The organism is Marinifilum fragile JCM 15579 (assembly GCF_001310955.1).
GTDB lineage: Bacteria > Bacteroidota > Bacteroidia > Bacteroidales > Marinifilaceae > Marinifilum > Marinifilum fragile.
Genome location: NZ_BAZX01000020.1, coordinates 20452 through 36954 on the forward strand (window position 1 = coordinate 20452; position 16503 = coordinate 36954).

General features: G+C 34.7%; 17 protein-coding genes and 1 tRNA gene. 7 read left to right on the forward strand and 11 right to left on the reverse strand.

Features of this window, described 5'->3' with window-relative positions; genetic code table 11:
• Positions 1–2: 2 nt before the first annotated feature.
• The 4 genes from JCM15579_RS13920 to JCM15579_RS13935 all read right to left on the reverse strand — a co-directional run bounded on the left by JCM15579_RS13920 (position 3) and on the right by JCM15579_RS13935 (position 3423).
• Positions 3–710, reverse strand: coding sequence for an MgtC/SapB family protein (locus JCM15579_RS13920; protein ID WP_054721063.1), 708 nt, complete (start codon positions 708–710; stop codon positions 3–5).
• 9 nt (positions 711–719) lie between these two features.
• Entirely contained in the window at positions 720–1145 is a 426-nt protein-coding gene (locus JCM15579_RS13925) for a GNAT family N-acetyltransferase (RefSeq protein WP_172677441.1), read from the reverse strand.
• A complete protein-coding gene (locus tag JCM15579_RS13930) occupies positions 1138–2565 on the reverse strand; it encodes an NfeD family protein (RefSeq protein WP_054721065.1) in 1428 nt (475 codons plus the stop codon). Before JCM15579_RS13930 ends, JCM15579_RS13925 begins: the two co-directional genes overlap by 8 nt.
• Positions 2566–2640: 75 nt before the next feature.
• On the reverse strand, positions 2641–3423 hold the full coding sequence (locus tag JCM15579_RS13935) for an EI24 domain-containing protein (RefSeq protein WP_054721066.1): 783 nt from the start codon (positions 3421–3423) through the stop codon (positions 2641–2643).
• A gap of 191 nt (positions 3424–3614) precedes the next feature.
• Here JCM15579_RS13935 and purB point away from each other — a divergent pair, with 191 nt between their 5' ends.
• The 3 genes from purB to JCM15579_RS20290 all read left to right on the forward strand — a co-directional run bounded on the left by purB (position 3615) and on the right by JCM15579_RS20290 (position 7219).
• Positions 3615–4952: an adenylosuccinate lyase gene (gene purB / locus JCM15579_RS13940; RefSeq protein ID WP_054721067.1), complete on the forward strand. Its 1338-nt coding sequence runs from the start codon at positions 3615–3617 to the stop codon at positions 4950–4952.
• Between the two features lie 120 nt (positions 4953–5072).
• On the forward strand, positions 5073–6902 hold the full coding sequence (locus JCM15579_RS13945) for an ABC transporter ATP-binding protein (protein ID WP_054721068.1): 1830 nt from the start codon (positions 5073–5075) through the stop codon (positions 6900–6902).
• A gap of 170 nt (positions 6903–7072) precedes the next feature.
• The gene (locus JCM15579_RS20290) at positions 7073–7219 is read left to right on the forward strand and encodes a hypothetical protein (protein WP_157471486.1); all 147 of its coding nucleotides are present in this window, start codon (positions 7073–7075) and stop codon (positions 7217–7219) included.
• A 134-nt stretch (positions 7220–7353) separates the two neighbouring features.
• On the opposite strand, the gene JCM15579_RS13950 is transcribed toward JCM15579_RS20290, so the two are convergent.
• Positions 7354–7426, reverse strand: a tRNA-Trp gene (locus JCM15579_RS13950).
• A 253-nt stretch (positions 7427–7679) separates the two neighbouring features.
• Between JCM15579_RS13950 and JCM15579_RS13955 the strand changes: the two genes are divergently transcribed.
• Positions 7680–8123, forward strand: coding sequence for a (4Fe-4S)-binding protein (locus JCM15579_RS13955; RefSeq protein ID WP_054721069.1), 444 nt, complete (start codon positions 7680–7682; stop codon positions 8121–8123).
• Between the two features lie 67 nt (positions 8124–8190).
• On the opposite strand, the gene JCM15579_RS13960 is transcribed toward JCM15579_RS13955, so the two are convergent.
• From JCM15579_RS13960 to JCM15579_RS13975, 4 genes are read right to left on the reverse strand one after another with little or no spacing between them, the layout of a single operon-like run.
• Positions 8191–9102, reverse strand: a complete 912-nt coding sequence (locus JCM15579_RS13960) for a DUF4249 domain-containing protein (protein ID WP_172677442.1) — start codon at positions 9100–9102, stop codon at positions 8191–8193.
• A gap of 4 nt (positions 9103–9106) precedes the next feature.
• On the reverse strand, positions 9107–9370 hold the full coding sequence (locus JCM15579_RS20295; protein ID WP_157471487.1) for a hypothetical protein: 264 nt from the start codon (positions 9368–9370) through the stop codon (positions 9107–9109).
• Positions 9371–9393: 23 nt separating this feature from the next.
• Positions 9394–11685 carry a TonB-dependent receptor gene (locus JCM15579_RS13970; protein WP_054721072.1) on the reverse strand — a complete coding sequence of 764 codons (2292 nt, stop codon included), beginning with the start codon at positions 11683–11685 and terminating at the stop codon, positions 9394–9396.
• A gap of 7 nt (positions 11686–11692) precedes the next feature.
• A complete protein-coding gene (locus tag JCM15579_RS13975) occupies positions 11693–12643 on the reverse strand; it encodes a FecR family protein (protein WP_054721073.1) in 951 nt (316 codons plus the stop codon).
• 251 nt (positions 12644–12894) lie between these two features.
• Between JCM15579_RS13975 and JCM15579_RS13980 the strand changes: the two genes are divergently transcribed.
• Together JCM15579_RS13980 and JCM15579_RS13985 are read left to right on the forward strand one after the other, a co-directional pair.
• Positions 12895–13872: a tetratricopeptide repeat protein gene (locus JCM15579_RS13980; RefSeq protein WP_054721074.1), complete on the forward strand. Its 978-nt coding sequence runs from the start codon at positions 12895–12897 to the stop codon at positions 13870–13872.
• A 16-nt stretch (positions 13873–13888) separates the two neighbouring features.
• Positions 13889–14266: a hypothetical protein gene (locus JCM15579_RS13985; RefSeq protein WP_054721075.1), complete on the forward strand. Its 378-nt coding sequence runs from the start codon at positions 13889–13891 to the stop codon at positions 14264–14266.
• A 42-nt stretch (positions 14267–14308) separates the two neighbouring features.
• Here the strand turns inward: JCM15579_RS13985 and JCM15579_RS13990 are convergent, their stop codons facing one another.
• Together JCM15579_RS13990 and hpf are read right to left on the reverse strand one after the other, a co-directional pair.
• Positions 14309–14854 carry an RNA polymerase sigma-70 factor gene (locus tag JCM15579_RS13990; RefSeq protein ID WP_054721076.1) on the reverse strand — a complete coding sequence of 182 codons (546 nt, stop codon included), beginning with the start codon at positions 14852–14854 and terminating at the stop codon, positions 14309–14311.
• 150 nt (positions 14855–15004) lie between these two features.
• A complete protein-coding gene (hpf, locus tag JCM15579_RS13995; protein ID WP_245625906.1) occupies positions 15005–15325 on the reverse strand; it encodes a ribosome hibernation-promoting factor, HPF/YfiA family in 321 nt (106 codons plus the stop codon).
• Positions 15326–15638: 313 nt separating this feature from the next.
• Here hpf and JCM15579_RS14000 point away from each other — a divergent pair, with 313 nt between their 5' ends.
• Positions 15639–16484 carry an AraC family transcriptional regulator gene (locus JCM15579_RS14000; protein ID WP_054721078.1) on the forward strand — a complete coding sequence of 282 codons (846 nt, stop codon included), beginning with the start codon at positions 15639–15641 and terminating at the stop codon, positions 16482–16484.
• The last annotated feature ends 19 nt before the right edge of the window (positions 16485–16503 follow it).

Sequence of the window (16503 nt, forward strand, 5' to 3'; positions counted from 1 at the left end):
GCTTATAGAATTTGTTGCAATTTTACTCTTTTTATTCCTGGAATACTACCCAATTCAGAGGTTAGTTTATTTAGTTTAACTCTTTCCGAAATTTGAACAGTAAGGTAGTAACTAATTCTATTTTCATCGTAATGCTGTTCCACATCAATGGTTCGAATGGCAATCTGATGTTTTTTCAGGATATGTTTAAAATCATCAGGAGATACTTCTTTGTTTTTAACATGGATATGAAGACGTTTGATGAATTTTCCTGGGAATAATTTCTTTTCAATAACATCCATTGCAATTAAAGAGATCAGTAAAATGGTAGCTCCAATGATAGCTCCCATATACATTCCAGCACCAATTGTTAAACCAAGTGCGGCGATTACCCAAATCGAAGCAGCGGTAGTTAATCCTTTTACATTAACGCCAAATTTCATAATGGCTCCTGCTCCTAAAAAACCTATTCCCGATACTACCTGAGCGGCAATTCTACCTGGATCTCCATTTTGAAAATTTTGAAATGTTTGGGGAATATAAATCGATAATAACATGATTAAGCTGGCTCCCATACATATTAAGATATGTGTACGTAATCCGGCTGGTTGTCTATGAGCTTCACGTTCAAGCCCAATTATGGCTCCAATAAAAAAACTAAACAACAATCGCCAAAAGATGGTTGCAGTTGTTATTTCGGTGGTTGATATGAGTTGATTGATATAATCCATTTATCGATTTTAGTGTTTGCGCTTGATCATTACATCGTATCTGTCAAGATATTGGAAGCCTAAATTTTTGTAAAGTTTAATGGCATGTTTATTTGTTTCATGAACTTCAAGCTTAATTTGCATGTTTAATTTTTTTGCAAACTGAAGAGCTTTTTCACTTAATAATCTTCCGTATCCTCTCTGCTGATAGTTTGGGTGCACGCCCAAGTGATGCAGGTACAATCTGCGTGAATCATTGGTAAGCCAAATTGTGCCAATGCACTCGCTAGTGGTCAAATCTTCAAGAATCCAGAACTTACCTCCAAATTTTAAGCTCTTTTCTATCGTGAGAGCTGTATCAGCACGTTTTTCGTCAGCTAAACCAGTTAATTCCCATAAACCAAGCACAGCAGCGAAGTCATGAGCCTCATATTCTCTAATCTCTATTTTATTCATCATCCTCTTTCTTTATCACATAAACTTGACCTGTTTCGAATCGAATTACCTCTACTTCGGTCTCTTTATCGATAAAACCATCTTCCGATTTGGCATCGTAGATTTGATTGTCGATAATCACTTTTCCGGATGGGCGAAGTACACTCATTGCAATACCAATTTTACCAATCATGGTTTTTGCCCTCATGTCAACGCCAACGTAACCTTCTTCAGCATTTTCGACGGTACTTAGAGCCAAATGACCAAGGAATGAGTTGGCAGAAAATAGTTTCTTACTCAGGTAAATGGAACCCACAATGGCTACAAGAATTGAAAAAATCACCAAAAGCAATGAAGCTACAATGGTTTTGATATGTCGAGGTTCAAATTCAAAAGCAACATTATCGACTAAACTTAAGGTCAAGCCAGTGATGATGAAAATGATTCCGGAAACTCCTGCAACCCCAAAGCCAGGGATTACAAATATTTCCACGGCGAGCAGTATCACTCCGACTCCAAAAAGAATAATCTCCCAATTTTCAGCCATTCCTTCCAGATAAAGAGGAGAGAAGTACAATACTGCTGCAATTGCAGCAGCAAGAATTGGAAATCCGATTCCGGGAGTTTGCAATTCAAAATAAATTCCTCCTATAATGATCATGATTAGAATTCCTTGCAATACCGGATTTATCATGAAATCAACCACTTTTTCTATTCCAGATGGTTCGTAGGATTTTATGGTATATTCTTTGACTCCTGCTTTTTCTAAAACTTCAGAAACGCTGTTGGCAATTCCTTCGCAGTATCCATTTTTAATGGCTTCATCCGGAGTAAAGGTCAATACTTTTCCTGTATCAATTACATTTTCGATATAGGTTCTTGGATCAACCATTGCTTCAGCAATTAATGGGTCGCGTTTCCATTTGTAAATGGTATCGCCAGCTAGAATAATTGTGTCTTTTCCATGTGCTTCCGCAGTAGCACGCATGGTTGATCTCATGTAAGACTGGTATTTATCTGGCATGGCCTGCCCGGTTTGATTTACCACGGTAGCAGCGCCAATATTAGCTCCAGATCTCATGTAAATGCTGTCGCAAGCAATTGAAATTAATGCTCCTGCCGAGGCTGCATTGTTGTCGATAAATACATAAACCGGTTTTTTGTTATTTAATATCGCAGTACGAATCGAGTCTGCGTGAATTACCATACCACCGTAAGTATTCATGTGAATTAAAATCAAATCGGCATTTAATTTATCAGCTTCCCGAAAGGCATCTTTGGTTTGACGCCAGGCTGCAGGGCCAATTTCTCTTTTGATATCAAATTTGTATACAAGTTTTTCAGTCGATTCAACTAAGGAATCAGAGGCAAGTTTTGCTTCAGCGGATAAACCGATAAGTATTACTAGCAAAGAGAGAATAATATTTCTGAAAAGATCCATATAAGTACTTTTAGTTGTTTATTGTATATAAGATAACAATTAACTCGCAAATATTCTTTTGAAAAAGCTTAAGATTTAGTGCTTCTCTTTTTCCCAAATTTCATTAACAGCTAATGTTCCGGCTACAACCGATACAATTGCTGCAAAGCTTGAGAAAGAAACACCACAGAAAGGAACAATCAAGCATAGCGAAAACACAAAACCATTTGCAATTACAATTCCCTTGTTTTCTCTCATAAATTGCACACTTTCCTTAATGCTTAGTCTTTTTCTTTCAATGGCATAATCCAAAAATGAAAATCCATAAAAGTAAGCCGAAATGAAAAACAGAATTATGGCTGAAGCCCAACCAATAATTGGGATAAAACTTAGAATAAACATTAATGCGGTTAATAGCAACTCTATGCAAAGGTTTCTAAGGGCAATAAATACTCCGCGAATAATATCTTTAACCAGTTGTCTGAATTCAAAAGGATAATCGTTACCAGTTTTAATTTTCTCGGTTCGCTCCGATAGGTAAGAGAACACTGGAGACATGATGATAATGATGATATAACCTCCGAAGTATGCAAAAATTAGGAAAAAGAGAACTTTGAACACAATCCAGATAAATCCACCAATTGTAGCCTTTAGAAATCCAGAACCCCAAAAATCAGCATTTTCAAGATCTAACCAATTTTGTAGGTAGGTTTGAGTTTGGTCCGATAACGAGCCAATATAATCCCATCCAACCCAGAATAGAAGAATATTCAGCAATAAAGGAAAAATAAAGAACCAAGCCAGTCTTTTTCTAAATATATAATTTAAGGCTTCCGAATAAGTGCGTAAACCAAATCCAAAATCTTTAATCAGTTTCATGTTTTTATAGATGTAAGATGACAATTGTGCTTTAACAAAAATAAGATTAAATGTGTAATACCAAAAGAACCTGAATCCAAAATCTTTAATCGAACTCAGGTTAATATATTGCGTCAGACTTCTTGCATTTCATAGCTTTTAATTACCTTTGTGACTCTAAATAACCATTATTGATATTTAATATTTTAGAAATGCAAAGTTTGATAGCAATTTCGCCGGTTGACGGGCGTTACCGTGACAAAGTAGATGTATTGGGTGAGTATTTTTCAGAGTACGCTTTGGTACGTTACAGAGTGTTGGTTGAAGTAGAATATTTTATTGCTCTTTGCGAGGTTCCTCTTCCACAGTTGAAAGATTTTAGCAAAGATTTATATACTGATTTGCGTAGCATTTACCTTGATTTTACCGTTGAGGATGCGCAAAAAGTGAAGGATATCGAGAGTGTAACCAACCACGATGTAAAGGCAGTTGAGTATTTTATCAAAGAAAAGTTCGATGCTTTAAAATTAGAGAAATACAAAGAATTCATCCACTTTGGATTAACATCTCAGGATATAAACAATACTGCAACTCCATATTCTTTGCGTGATGCTGTTTACGATGTGTATTACCCTTTATTGGATCAGTTGATTGCGAAACTGGAAAGCCTTTCTGAAGATTGGAAAGAAATTGCAATGTTGGCTCGTACTCATGGTCAGCCAGCTTCTCCAACTCGTTTAGGAAAAGAAATTCAAGTGTACGTTTACCGATTGAAAAGACAATTGGATTTGTTAAAGAGCGTTCCTTGTTCTGCTAAATTTGGAGGTGCAACAGGTAACTTCAATGCACATCATGTTGCCTATCCTGAAGTGGATTGGAAAGAATTTGGGAATCACTTTGTAAATGACATTTTAAAACTAGAGAGAGAAGAGCTAACTACTCAGATTTCGAACTACGATAATATGGGTGCGATTTTCGATAACTTGAAACGCATCAATACCATTTTGGTTGACTTGAACCGTGACTTCTGGACTTACATTTCCATGAACTATTTCAAGCAGAAAATCAAGGAAGGTGAAGTTGGTTCTTCAGCAATGCCACACAAGGTGAATCCTATCGATTTTGAAAATTCAGAAGGGAACCTAGGATTGGCGAATGCTACTTTCGAACACTTGGCTACTAAGTTGCCAGTTTCTCGTTTGCAGCGTGATCTAACGGATTCAACTGTACTAAGAAACATCGGCGTTCCTTTTGCACATACCATCATTGCATTTAAATCTTTATTAAAAGGTTTAGACAAACTATTGATTTCAAAAGAAGCTTTTGAAGCTGATTTGGAAGCAAACTGGGCAGTGGTTGCAGAAGCGGTTCAGACCATCTTGCGTCGCGAAGGATATCCAAATCCTTATGAGGCATTAAAAGCTTTGACTAGAACCAATACTCATGTTACTCGAGAAAGTATTGCTGAATTTATCGATACACTAGAAATTGGTGATGATTTGAAAGCTCAATTGAAAACAATTAGTCCTGATAATTATACAGGAATCTAGAAAATATTAATATTTGTTAATACTTTGTTTTTAGGCTGTAAGAGTTGTACTTTTACAGCCTATTTTTATTGGGCAAATTCTTAAGTTCCCAATATTCTTATTTAACTATTTATACTTTTAATGAAAGATTTTATTAAGGTTCTTAGGCGATTCCTTCCTCCTTATAAAGGGGATACGACAATGATGTTTGTTTATAACCTGTTAGGTGCTATTTTTGGAGTTTTTTCGTTGGGTGCAATTGTTCCTGTGTTAGATACATTTTTTAATAAAAGTGTAGAGGTTTCGGTACTTGAAAAAATGCCATGGGAGCTCAAAACAGATGTAGTAATGCACAATTTTAATTATTACATTACCTTAATAAAGACTGAGTATGGTCCTGAGTATACGTTGTTTTTTATAGCTGTAGTTGCATTAACTATGGTGTTATTTAAAGTACTATTTACTTTTTTAGGCTCATATCACTCAGTTAATATCAGGAATGGAGTCGTAAGGGATTTACGCCTACAGATTTATAATAAAATGATTTCATTGCCTCTTCCTTTTTTCTCAGCGGAAAAGAAAGGAGATATCATTGCGCGCTCAACAGGAGATGTTCAAGAAGTTGAGATTTCGGTGATGAGTTCAATTGATATGATCTTCAAAAATCCAATTATGATACTAGTTTATTTAATTGGATTGTTATCAATTAGTGCTCAGTTAACATTATTTGTATTTATCATGTTACCAATTGCAGGTTATATTATTGGATTAACGGGTAAAAAATTAAAGAAATCTTCAAGAGATGGACAGAATAAAATGGGCGATATCTTATCAACCATAGAGGAAAGTTTATCGGGGTTGAGAATTATTAAGGCTTTTAATGCCGAAGAGAAAATGCATATTCGTTTTTCGGAAGAAAGCAACTCTTACAGAAGAATCATGAATAGCATGATGCGCCGTTATGTTTTAGCGCACCCAGTAAGTGAGTTCATGGGAACTTTAGTAATGTTGACGATTATGTGCTATGGTGGAATGTTAATTCTTAATGGTACTGGTAATTTAACAGGCTCTACATTTATTGCATATCTTGGGATGTTCTATATGATAATTGCACCTGCTAAAGCTTTTTCAAAGGCTGCATATACTATCCAGAAAGGTTTAGCAGCAATGGATCGTATTGATCAATTGTTAGAAGCAAAATCTACCATTACCGATAAAGAAAATGCAAAATCAGTTAGTGAATTCGGTAACTCAATCCATTATAAAAATGTTACCTTCTCTTACAATGGAGAAAGGAATGTGTTGAAGAATGTAAATTTGGAAATCCCGAAAGGAAAAACTGTTGCATTAGTTGGTCAATCAGGTTCGGGTAAAACTACTTTTGTTGATTTATTGCCAAGATTTTATGATGTAAATGAAGGTAGTATTAATGTTGATGGTATTGACATTCGTGACTATAAAATGAAAGATTTACGAAACCTGATGGGGAATGTAAATCAGGAGTCAATTCTTTTTAATGATACCATTTTTAACAATATTGCTTTTGGAGTTGAGAGCGCAACAATGGAAGATGTAGTTGCGGCCGCAAAAATTGCCAATGCTCATGATTTTATCAGTGCTACAGAGAATGGTTACAATACCAACATTGGAGATCGCGGTAGTAAACTATCAGGAGGACAGCGTCAGAGATTAAGTATTGCACGTGCGGTTCTTAAAAACCCACCAATCATGATTTTGGATGAGGCTACCTCAGCTTTGGATACGGAGTCAGAAAGATTGGTGCAGGATGCATTGGATAAATTAATGGAGAATAGAACCTCATTGGTGATTGCTCACCGACTATCAACAGTGAAGAATGCAGACTTGATTTGTGTTTTCCATGAAGGAGAAATTGTAGAACGAGGCAAACACGATGAATTAATCGAGAAAGGTGGAGCCTACAAGAAACTGTATGATATGCAGCTATTGTAGTATTTAAAAGAATAATACATAGAGAAAGATGGATCATTTTAATGGTCCATCTTTTTTTTGATCATTATAGAAAATGATAAGGATTGTGAATTAAAAATGTAACGCCACAAAACCTTTTCTCGTACAAATATCTGACAATATGATTTTTGAAGAACTAAAATTTTGATGTTATGTCTAAAACTTTTAGAGCTGAACAGACCAGAGAAAAGAGAAGACGACCTCAATCGAAGAAATCAAAGAGAGGATTTAAAAACATAATAAACCGAGAAAATCATCAGGAAATAGCAGACAATTATTTATTGAAAGAGCGTGTGTGAAATCACCGATAGGTGACTCTTCATACCAGAGTGAAATAATATTAGTATTGGAACAATTAAAAACAGAGAACCGCCTTCGGGCGGTTTTGTTTTATATAGAAACAAAAAAACCTTCCAAAAAATGGAAGGTCTTGCACGGGAGGAGAGACTCGAACTCCCGACACCTGGTTTTGGAGACCAGTGCTCTACCAACTGAGCTACACCCGTGTGTTTTTGTAGACTTTAGGACTATCGTTTCTCAAAAGTCTGCGACAAAAGTAGAACATTTTTTTAGATCTGCAAGAGCTTTTTCATGCTAAAATTAGGAATTTAATCAGCTTGACTTTTCTTGTTATTGCAGGAGATTCAGGATGAGGGAATTGTCATAAGAACTTTTTTTAGGCTTTAAAATAAAAATCTGCAATTTTTTTAAAAATGTGGTAAATTAAAAGGTGACAATCTAACATCAAAATAAGAAATCATGAAGAATACAAAAAAGGAATATTCAAACGGAGAGGTTACTGTGGTTTATGATTCGGCTATTTGTATTCATGCCGGAATCTGTTTTAAAGGTTTGCCAACAGTTTTTCAACCAGGAACACGCCCATGGATCAAAATGCAAGGATCGGATACGGAATCAATTATTAAGCAGGTGCAAAAATGTCCATCTCGTGCTTTATCCTTTTACATGAATTCTCCTGAGGAGGATGAGGCTGATAAGGGGCCAATTAAAGCTTTGGAAACTGGTAAAAAAGTTGAAGTTATGACCAACGGGCCATTGATGGTTGAAGGGCCAATTACACTTGTTAGATCGGATGGAAAGCGGGAATCTATGGAAGATACTTGTTATTTTTGTAGGTGTGGAGCTTCGAAAAATAAACCATTCTGTGATGGTTCGCATCAGGATATTGGTTTTAAGGAATAAAAAAGAGCACTTAATCCAGTGCTCTTTTTACTTATAAAATCATTTAAATATCAAATATCTGTCTGCATTACTTGTCTCGATGAACAATAGTGGTTCGAGTAATAGAGTAGACAGCAAAAAATCCAATGGCCCCATTAGAAATATTTGAAGTAATATTTCCAGGAGGTCCTGAAAACATATTTTGGCCTTCATCCAATTCTTGAAGTTGGCTCACAAAGTCGTAATATTCTTCACTGATTGCATAGGTTTCCAGAGTAATTATATCATTGTCTTTTAGTATTTCATCTGTTTTTTCCTGGTTAAACTCACCAACATCAACACCTTTTGAGGTTTCACCATTAAAGTAGGTGTCCTTCTGAACCAGTATTTCTGTAATTGTATCATGTACCATCACATCATTTATTCTGCATGCAAAACCATAATAATCTTCTGTTTTAATATCATCTTTCATATATAGAGAAACCAGCCAAAATGGTCCTTTATCAACATCTTCGTCATAGGATTCGTAATCAGGATCAAAATGCATTTTTATAGAATCTATGACGTAATTTGATTTCATTGTTGAACTGGCCAAATATTCTTCTAATGTTCCGTCCTTATTTACATCTACATTTGTAATTGACAAAGAGTATGTGTTACCTGGTTGACCAGCAAATGCCTCCTCACTTTCGTAGTATCCTGGTTTAGTTTCTTGATAGTTATAGGTGGTTTTGCCGTCAGTAACGGTAATTTTAGCACTGTGAACAGGTATGGCATCCTGGTTGAAAAAGACATCACTTGTTTCTTTCAGGATTACATGGTGTTTTGTTAAATCAGATGTAACAGCAGCTTCAACTGATAAGCGGGTTTCTCCACTATCAACATCAACATTAATCTCTTCTGTACAGGATGAAAAAATAATAGTAAACATCAACAAACAAATGCACTTCAACTGTTTGTTTGTAAATGACGAAAATGGAATTAATATTTTAGTTTGCATCATTCTAAAATTTAAAGTTATAAGTGATTGAAGGAACAAATGTAAATAGGTATGTTTTTTCAGCTTTCATCACCTTAGGATTATCATCATCCTGCTTGAAACTAATGTACCATGGATTTTTTCTGCCATAGGCATTGTACAATGAGAAATTCCATTCGCCTTCCCAATTACGGCCAGGTTTCTTTTTGCCTTTTAAAGTTAATGCCAAATCTAAGCGATGATTATCGGGCATTCTATAGGAGTTTCTACCCGAATAGATTTTTACCAATGCACCTTGGTATTCTGCTCTTCCTATAGGTAGGTAACCGGAGCACCGGTAGAATAGGTGAAATTGGCCGAAATGCTTGTTCTTTTTGTCAAGTTATAGCTCAATGCAGCTTTGATATTGTGCGGAACATCGTAAGGTGAACGATATGACTTTCCATCGTTAATACCTTCAATTGTTCGTTTTGTTCTGGAATAGGTATATCCAATCCAACCTTGTAGTCGGTTGAAATTTAAATTGGTTGTTAATTCAAAACCATAAGCTTCTGCCGATCCTGTTCGTAATTCTCCCTCTAGATGCTTGTTTAGAAGCAATTCTGCAAAGTCTTTAAAATCGATAGAGTTATTCATTTTCTTATAATATCCTTCCAAAGACATTTCAATGGTATTGTCTCTAAAATTTCTGAAATATCCCAAAGCGAATTGGTCAGAAGTTTGAGGTTTTACATTTGGAGAAGCTGGAAACCAAATGTCTAAAGGTAAGCCACCTGTAGAGTTTTGAGTCAGCTGCATGTATTGAGTGGTTCTTGAATAACTTGCCTTTACCGAAGAAGTAGGAGTAAGCATGTATTTAAGACCGAACCTAGGCTCCAAATTAGTATATGTATTAAAAATATCACCATTCTTATAAGTTGTTGAATCAACAACATTGTAATTTTCATCAAAATCATAAACGGTTCCTTTACCTATATTATTGAACATGCTAAAGCGCAATCCATATTTTAAGGTCAAGCGATCGCCAATTTTTTGTTCATTGGAAATGTATAATGCTTCTTCTAATCCATTTGACTCATTTACGCGATAGTCCGAAAGAAAAGATTGCTCTCCTAAGCCAAACGCATGACCTGGCTCAAATTTGTGATAAGTAATAATTCCACCAAATTTGATGTTGTTATTGGCATTTAAGAAGTAATTGAAATCAAGTTTCGCCGAATAATCTTCCATATTCGATTTCCACTTAAATGCATCGGCTCCTAATTTATTTGATAATTCGTAATCGTATTTACTATATAGGAAAGTAGCATTGGAAAACAATTTGTTTGAGAACAGATGGTTCCAACGCAAACTAACCGTACGATTTCCATAGTTCAACTCGTTTTCGTTGCTTTTAAAAACATCCTTACCCAAATAGGTTGATATAAAAAGACGGTTTTTATCATTGAAGCGATGGTTGATTTTTGCATTTACATCGTAAAAGTACACGACATTGTCTTTCACATCTTCGTCGGAAGATAACTTCAGGAACAAATCGGCGTAACTTCTTCTTCCAGAAAGCATGAAAGAGGTCTTTTCGTTTTTGCCTATTGGACCTTCAAGAGTTAACCTTGATGAAACAGTACCAATACCACCATTTCCACTAAACTTTTTGCTGTTTCCGTTTTTCATTCTGATGTCCAGAAAAGAAGAAAGACGTCCACCTACAGCAGCAGGAATATCTCCTTTGTAAAGCTTCATATCGCTTAAAGCATCGTTGTTAAAAATAGAGAAAAAGCCAAGCAAGTGAGAAGCATTATACACAGGAGCTTCATCGAGAAGCAGCAAGTTTTGGTCTGGATTACCTCCTCGAACACTAAAACCACTCGAACCTTCGGCAGCAGGTTTTACACCAGGAAGCATTTGTACAGCCTTAATTAGATCGACCTCACCCATTAAGGCAGGTAGCTTTTTTATGGTTGTTGCCGGCATTTTTACCACACTCATTTCAGCACGTTCAACATTGCTGGCCGCAGCCTCTCCTCTTACTACAACTTCTTTTATTTGGAGGTTATCCGATGACAAATCAATATTTAAATTCAGGTTATCGGTAACTTCCAAAACTTTTGATTGAGTTTTTGTACCCAAAAAAGAATAGCTAAGCGTATAAAAACCAGCAGGAACACTTAAGGAGTAAAAACCATATGGATTGGTGATGGTACCTTTTTTTAGCTCTTTGATATAAAAGGTAGCACCAATTAAGTCTTCACCATTGTTTGCATCTTTTATATACCCACTAATGGTTACCTTTTTTGCTGGATACTTTTTAAAAGCAATCTGATTTCCAATGATTTTGTATTTTAATTGTAGCTGCAAACAGACCTTATCCAGCAATATTCTTAGTTGATAAGATTTTTTACCCAAGTAAATTTTTTTCTTCCCAAGTTCTGCACTTGGGTAGGTACAATTCAATTTTGTTTGGTTTTTAATTAAATCCATTAAATCCACAAAGGAATAAGCTTCTTGATTGGTTTTAATGGTTTGGGTGTCTTTCGATTGAGACATTACCGTATTCATTCCCAACAGCATGAATGTTGCTGTTAGAAAAAGAAATATATTTCTCATGTACAAATTATTTTAGTAGGATGTACGAATTGTTTTTTTCGATATCAAGATCTAGGGTAAAAGAGATGGTTTCCAGAATATTTTCCAGATTTTGATTTTCAAATACTGTTGTCAACCTGAGCTGTGGAACAGCTTCCCCTTCTAATCTGATATCTACATTAAATAGTTCATTTAAATCATTACATATCGATTTTAAACTTTCGTTCTGATATGCTAAATACTGAATTTTTATTTCTGAATGATGAGAGTCATTTGTGCTTTTAAGAATTGCATGTTGCTTGGTAATAAACTTCGCTTTATCACCTCTCACCAGTCGTACCTTATTTGTTGATTCATTTTTTCCCCTAAATTCAACAATTCCCGATTCAACCTCAATAAAGGTATTGCCATTGGCTTCCGAAATTCGAAATGATGTTCCGATAACCTTTGTCTGGGTTTGACTGGTGGTGATGATAAATGGTCTGTTTTTGTCCTTTGCTACATTAAAAAAAGCTTCCCCTGTAAGCTCAATTGATCTCACTTTCTCTGAAAAGTGTTTCGAATGCTTAATGGTACTTCCCTGGGCCAACAGAATCGTACTTCCATCAGGCAGATTCAACAACTTTTCATTTGCAATATTATTTACAACCAATGTTTGATTCGAATTGGTATTCATATATAAATACGACGTAATTCCACTTACCATTAGTATTGCAATTGCTGCCGCATACTGCAGGTAACGGCGAATTTTAACACGCTTTTGTAAGTTTTTCTTTTGTAATAATTTACTGTAAGCTTTTTTCGAATCAAATTCAATTTTCTTTGCGGATGAGGATTTGCATTCCCAATAAAACCTTAACTCTTCAAGGTATTTTTGGTTGGTAGGATCTTCCTCCATCCAATTTTCCACTGCCTGTTTTGTTTTGTTATCACATAGCTTGTTTAAATAATCAGTTAATATTTCTGTGTTAATTTTCATGGCCCTGAAATCTTAATACATGTATAAATAAATTGCAATTCTATAGGTAAGACAACTAAATCAGATTTACCCCTATAGAATTTTCATTTTTTTTACCAAAAAGATGAAATTAGACCATTTATCACTCATAATCAGGAGTTATTCATTTGGAATTGAAGTGCTAAAAATACCTCAGAATATTCAATTCATTCAGTTATTCTTTTGTTCAAATATTAAACGTTATATTTATTACAAAGAAACTTTCGATTTAAATGAAGATATCATTCAATAAGCTGAGTTTAATACACCTTTTAATTCAGTTCTTATTAATAGGAGTAAATGCTAATGCGCAAGACTTTGATTCGTTAAAATCAGAATATGATTTTGATATTCGATTGGAATCAGATAGTATACTACTAATTAGAAAGAGTTCCTCTTATATGGTTTCAGCATTTATATCAAGCCGAAATAAAATCTGTTTAAATGCTAATATTTATAATGCAAGACATTATCATGGCAATGGGATTTGTTATGAACTGGAGGGTTTTAAAGACGGTAAGTTTGTTTCTTATCAAGAATTTGATGATGGATTTGGCCTGGATGTAAACTACTCTGGCGTTTACTATACTGAATTGTCAAAACAGATCAAATATGAGTTTAATCCTTTTGATTGTCATCATCCGGTTTCAAATAGGGTGTACAGGTTTAGGCTATTTCTTCGTTTACAGGATAAAGTGATAAATACTTCTGAGTGGAAATATGTATATGCTGTTAGGAAGAAAAAGCAAATAAAAGAAGTCATTAAAAGCATGCGTAGACTTGTTAGTACTTATCAATTTAAATCACAAAAGGCAGATCCTTTAAAGTATGATTGGTACTTAAAAAAAGCACAATATTCTTTGGAGCAGAATGAATATGAGAAAGCTCGTGATTATAGTTTGAAAGTAATAGAATTAGATTCATTAAATGGCAATGCTTATGTATTGGTTGGTTTAGCGTATATAGGATATGCAAATGTTGATGAGATAAAGTATTTTCCTAAAAAAATGATCTATTGTCTTGCCGTTGATCAGTTTCAAAAAGCCAAGGCAATAGATCCGAATGTAAGGGAAAGAGCACAAAAATTAATACAAATCTACTCTAAACATTTTTTGCGCAGAGATGAATTTTATGGTGACTTTAGGGAAGGAGATAAATACACAGTAGGTTATTGGATTAATGAAGAAACTACAGTTCGATTTTCCAATTAATTAGTAAATAATAAGAATGAATAAGAACATAGATTTATATAGTTTGCTTTTTGCGGTAGCAGTATTAAGCTATCTTCTATACAGAACATATCAGCTGGTTTTAAGTGCTCAAAGCATAAAAGTTTTTCTTAGAGATTACTATCAAAGAGAGGGGTATTCCAATATTGAAATTTCTGAATTGAATACAACAGAAAGATTAAAATATGGTGTGCCAGTTATATCTATTTTTAGATTTTACAGTTATTATTTCGGTGTATTTAGTAGTCAGATAGAGTATGTTAGAAAGGTAGAATTGGTTGATAAAGCAGAGAATGATTACATTATATATGTAGAATTAATAGTTAAAAAGAAAAGTGTTATCCAGATAAAGGAGTTTGATAGTTATAAGTTCTAGTTTCTTTTTAAGGAAGTAAGGTGTTTGTTCACTGATAACTGCTCACTGATCATTGCTCACCATCATCAAGAAATAAACCAGCAAGTCATTTTTATCCAATTGTGCTCTTAATTTTTTAATTGCCGTATTCATCTGGTTTTCGATGGTTTTTTTGGAAATGTTAAGGTGTTCAGAGATCTCAAGATAGGACATCTGCATATTTCTACGCATGATAAATACCTCTTTGCATTTGGGTGGTAAATTTTCAACGGCACGTTCTACCTTCGATCTAATCCTGGCAAGGTTTTCTTCTCTATTTAGCTCAAATGGAGTATCAATAGGATCTTCAACTTCCTCGATAGGCAGAATACTTTGCTGTACATTTTTCTTCATTTGGCTGATGCAGGCATTCTTAACCGCTCTATACAAATAAGAGGAGATGGATGTATTGATTTTAGGAGGAGAATCCCAAATTTTAAGAAAAATGTCCTGTACCAAATCTTCGCACTGATCTTGATCAGTTAGAAAAGAATAAGCATAATTGCACAAAGGAGAGTAGTACTCTTTGAAACAACTGTTAAAATCAATTTTGTGGGTAGAGTGGGACAATTGTATTTCAATTTTCGTTCGCTGCGATCAAAAATAGAAATATTATCCTATTAAATTGTTAAAATAAATGTGAAGAAAAGTTAAGGAAAGTGTTGGAGGGATGTAAAATAAAAAAAAACGGAGCTCATTAGCTCCGTTTCTGTTCGAGGATTATCTCTTTTCTTTATATTTTAGAATTTGGCTTCGAAGTGCATCTGCTACCAAATCTGTTGCTTCTTCAAATGTCTTGCTTTGTTTTTTGGCAAATAGTTCCGATCCTGGAACTTGCATTTTCACCTCAACAACCTTATTCTCCTTATTACTCGCTTTGTCAACATTTAGTATTACATCATAAGCGGTAATACTGTTTTCCAACTTCTCAAGCTTTTTAAGTTTTTGGTTAATGAAAGCTTCTAATTTGCTATCTGCTTTAAAACCTACGGATTGCATTTTCATGTTCATCACAATTCCTCCTATATTTAATATCCACAAGTGGATAAGTTAATATTCTGATAAGTGTAAACCGGTTTTGTTCTGCGCATATGTTCGGCTTCGTTAAGCCTTTTTGATTAATCTTTCTACCCTGAAATTAAGCAAAAAAATTAAGCTTACGAAACGAAAAATGCGTTTTTATTGAAGTTTAACAAATGTTAATTTTCAAAGCGTTCAAAATAAGCAAACTAAAAAAATAAATTTTTAAATGTTAAAAATAATTTGTTGGAAGCTGACTTTTATCTGGAAAAAATGCTATATGGATTTTTAATAAAAATCAATTAGATTGCATCCTCTTTCCAATAACAAATAGATGATGGAGATACAGGAGTTGCAAAATGCGAATCGCGATCATTTGTCCTTTCAAATGATAGAAATCGAACACAAACCAGTGTACGATTTTTCCAGTATTCACAGGCACGATTATTTTGAGATCATCTTGTTTGAGAATGGTGGGAGAGGATCGCAGTTGATCGATTTTAAAGAATATCCCATTAGCGAAAAATCCTTGTATGTGGTACTGCCAAAGCAAGTGCATTTGATGAATCGCAAGAAGGAAGAGAATGGCATCATCATTCAGTTTACCAAAGAGTTTTTGCAAGCCAGTTTATTGCCCGTTCAAAGCGATTTTATAAAAATACTTCGAAAGAATCCTTATACTCAGCTCAATTTGGAGAACTTCGAATTGCTTTATAATGGCTTCATACAATTAAAGGAGCTGTACTTTTCTGAAGGGGAATACAAGATGCATCAAATCAGACATCTGTTTGCGTTCGTGTTTTTTCAGATTTTGGACATTTTCCCACAAAAGGTTGAAAGTTCGAAACATGATGCTTTGGTAGATCGCTTTATCGATTTGGCAGAGAGCAATTTTAAGCAAATGCGTTTGGTAGCCGATTATGCCAAAATGCTAAATGTATCAATGAGCAAGCTGAATAGCGAGTTGAAAGCAAAAACAGGAAAAACTCCTCTGCAAATCATACATGAGCTGCTGGTATTGGAAATTAAAAGTATGCTATTGGCCGAAGATTTAACTCATAAGGAAATCAGTTACCAGTTGAATTTCGATAACCAGAGTTCCTACAGTCGATTTGTTCAGAAACACCTGGCTTGTAAGCCTTCCGATTTAAAGGAGCAATTGCTAAACATTCATCCATAAGTAATGAGCCAAATGCAAA

What these genes read in the sequence shown, in the direction of transcription:
- JCM15579_RS13920 (WP_054721063.1), bottom strand. Translation starts at nt 710, where the DNA reads ATGGATTATATCAATCAACTCATATCAACCACCGAAATAACAACTGCA.
- JCM15579_RS13925 (WP_172677441.1), bottom strand. Translation starts at nt 1,145, where the DNA reads ATGAATAAAATAGAGATTAGAGAATATGAGGCTCATGACTTCGCTGCT.
- JCM15579_RS13930 (WP_054721065.1), bottom strand. Translation starts at nt 2,565, where the DNA reads ATGGATCTTTTCAGAAATATTATTCTCTCTTTGCTAGTAATACTTATC.
- JCM15579_RS13935 (WP_054721066.1), bottom strand. Translation starts at nt 3,423, where the DNA reads ATGAAACTGATTAAAGATTTTGGATTTGGTTTACGCACTTATTCGGAA.
- purB (WP_054721067.1), top strand. Translation starts at nt 3,615, where the DNA reads ATGCAAAGTTTGATAGCAATTTCGCCGGTTGACGGGCGTTACCGTGAC.
- JCM15579_RS13945 (WP_054721068.1), top strand. Translation starts at nt 5,073, where the DNA reads ATGAAAGATTTTATTAAGGTTCTTAGGCGATTCCTTCCTCCTTATAAA.
- JCM15579_RS20290 (WP_157471486.1), top strand. Translation starts at nt 7,073, where the DNA reads ATGTCTAAAACTTTTAGAGCTGAACAGACCAGAGAAAAGAGAAGACGA.
- JCM15579_RS13955 (WP_054721069.1), top strand. Translation starts at nt 7,680, where the DNA reads ATGAAGAATACAAAAAAGGAATATTCAAACGGAGAGGTTACTGTGGTT.
- JCM15579_RS13960 (WP_172677442.1), bottom strand. Translation starts at nt 9,102, where the DNA reads ATGCAAACTAAAATATTAATTCCATTTTCGTCATTTACAAACAAACAG.
- JCM15579_RS13970 (WP_054721072.1), bottom strand. Translation starts at nt 11,685, where the DNA reads ATGAGAAATATATTTCTTTTTCTAACAGCAACATTCATGCTGTTGGGA.
- JCM15579_RS13975 (WP_054721073.1), bottom strand. Translation starts at nt 12,643, where the DNA reads ATGAAAATTAACACAGAAATATTAACTGATTATTTAAACAAGCTATGT.
- JCM15579_RS13980 (WP_054721074.1), top strand. Translation starts at nt 12,895, where the DNA reads ATGAAGATATCATTCAATAAGCTGAGTTTAATACACCTTTTAATTCAG.
- JCM15579_RS13985 (WP_054721075.1), top strand. Translation starts at nt 13,889, where the DNA reads ATGAATAAGAACATAGATTTATATAGTTTGCTTTTTGCGGTAGCAGTA.
- JCM15579_RS14000 (WP_054721078.1), top strand. Translation starts at nt 15,639, where the DNA reads ATGATGGAGATACAGGAGTTGCAAAATGCGAATCGCGATCATTTGTCC.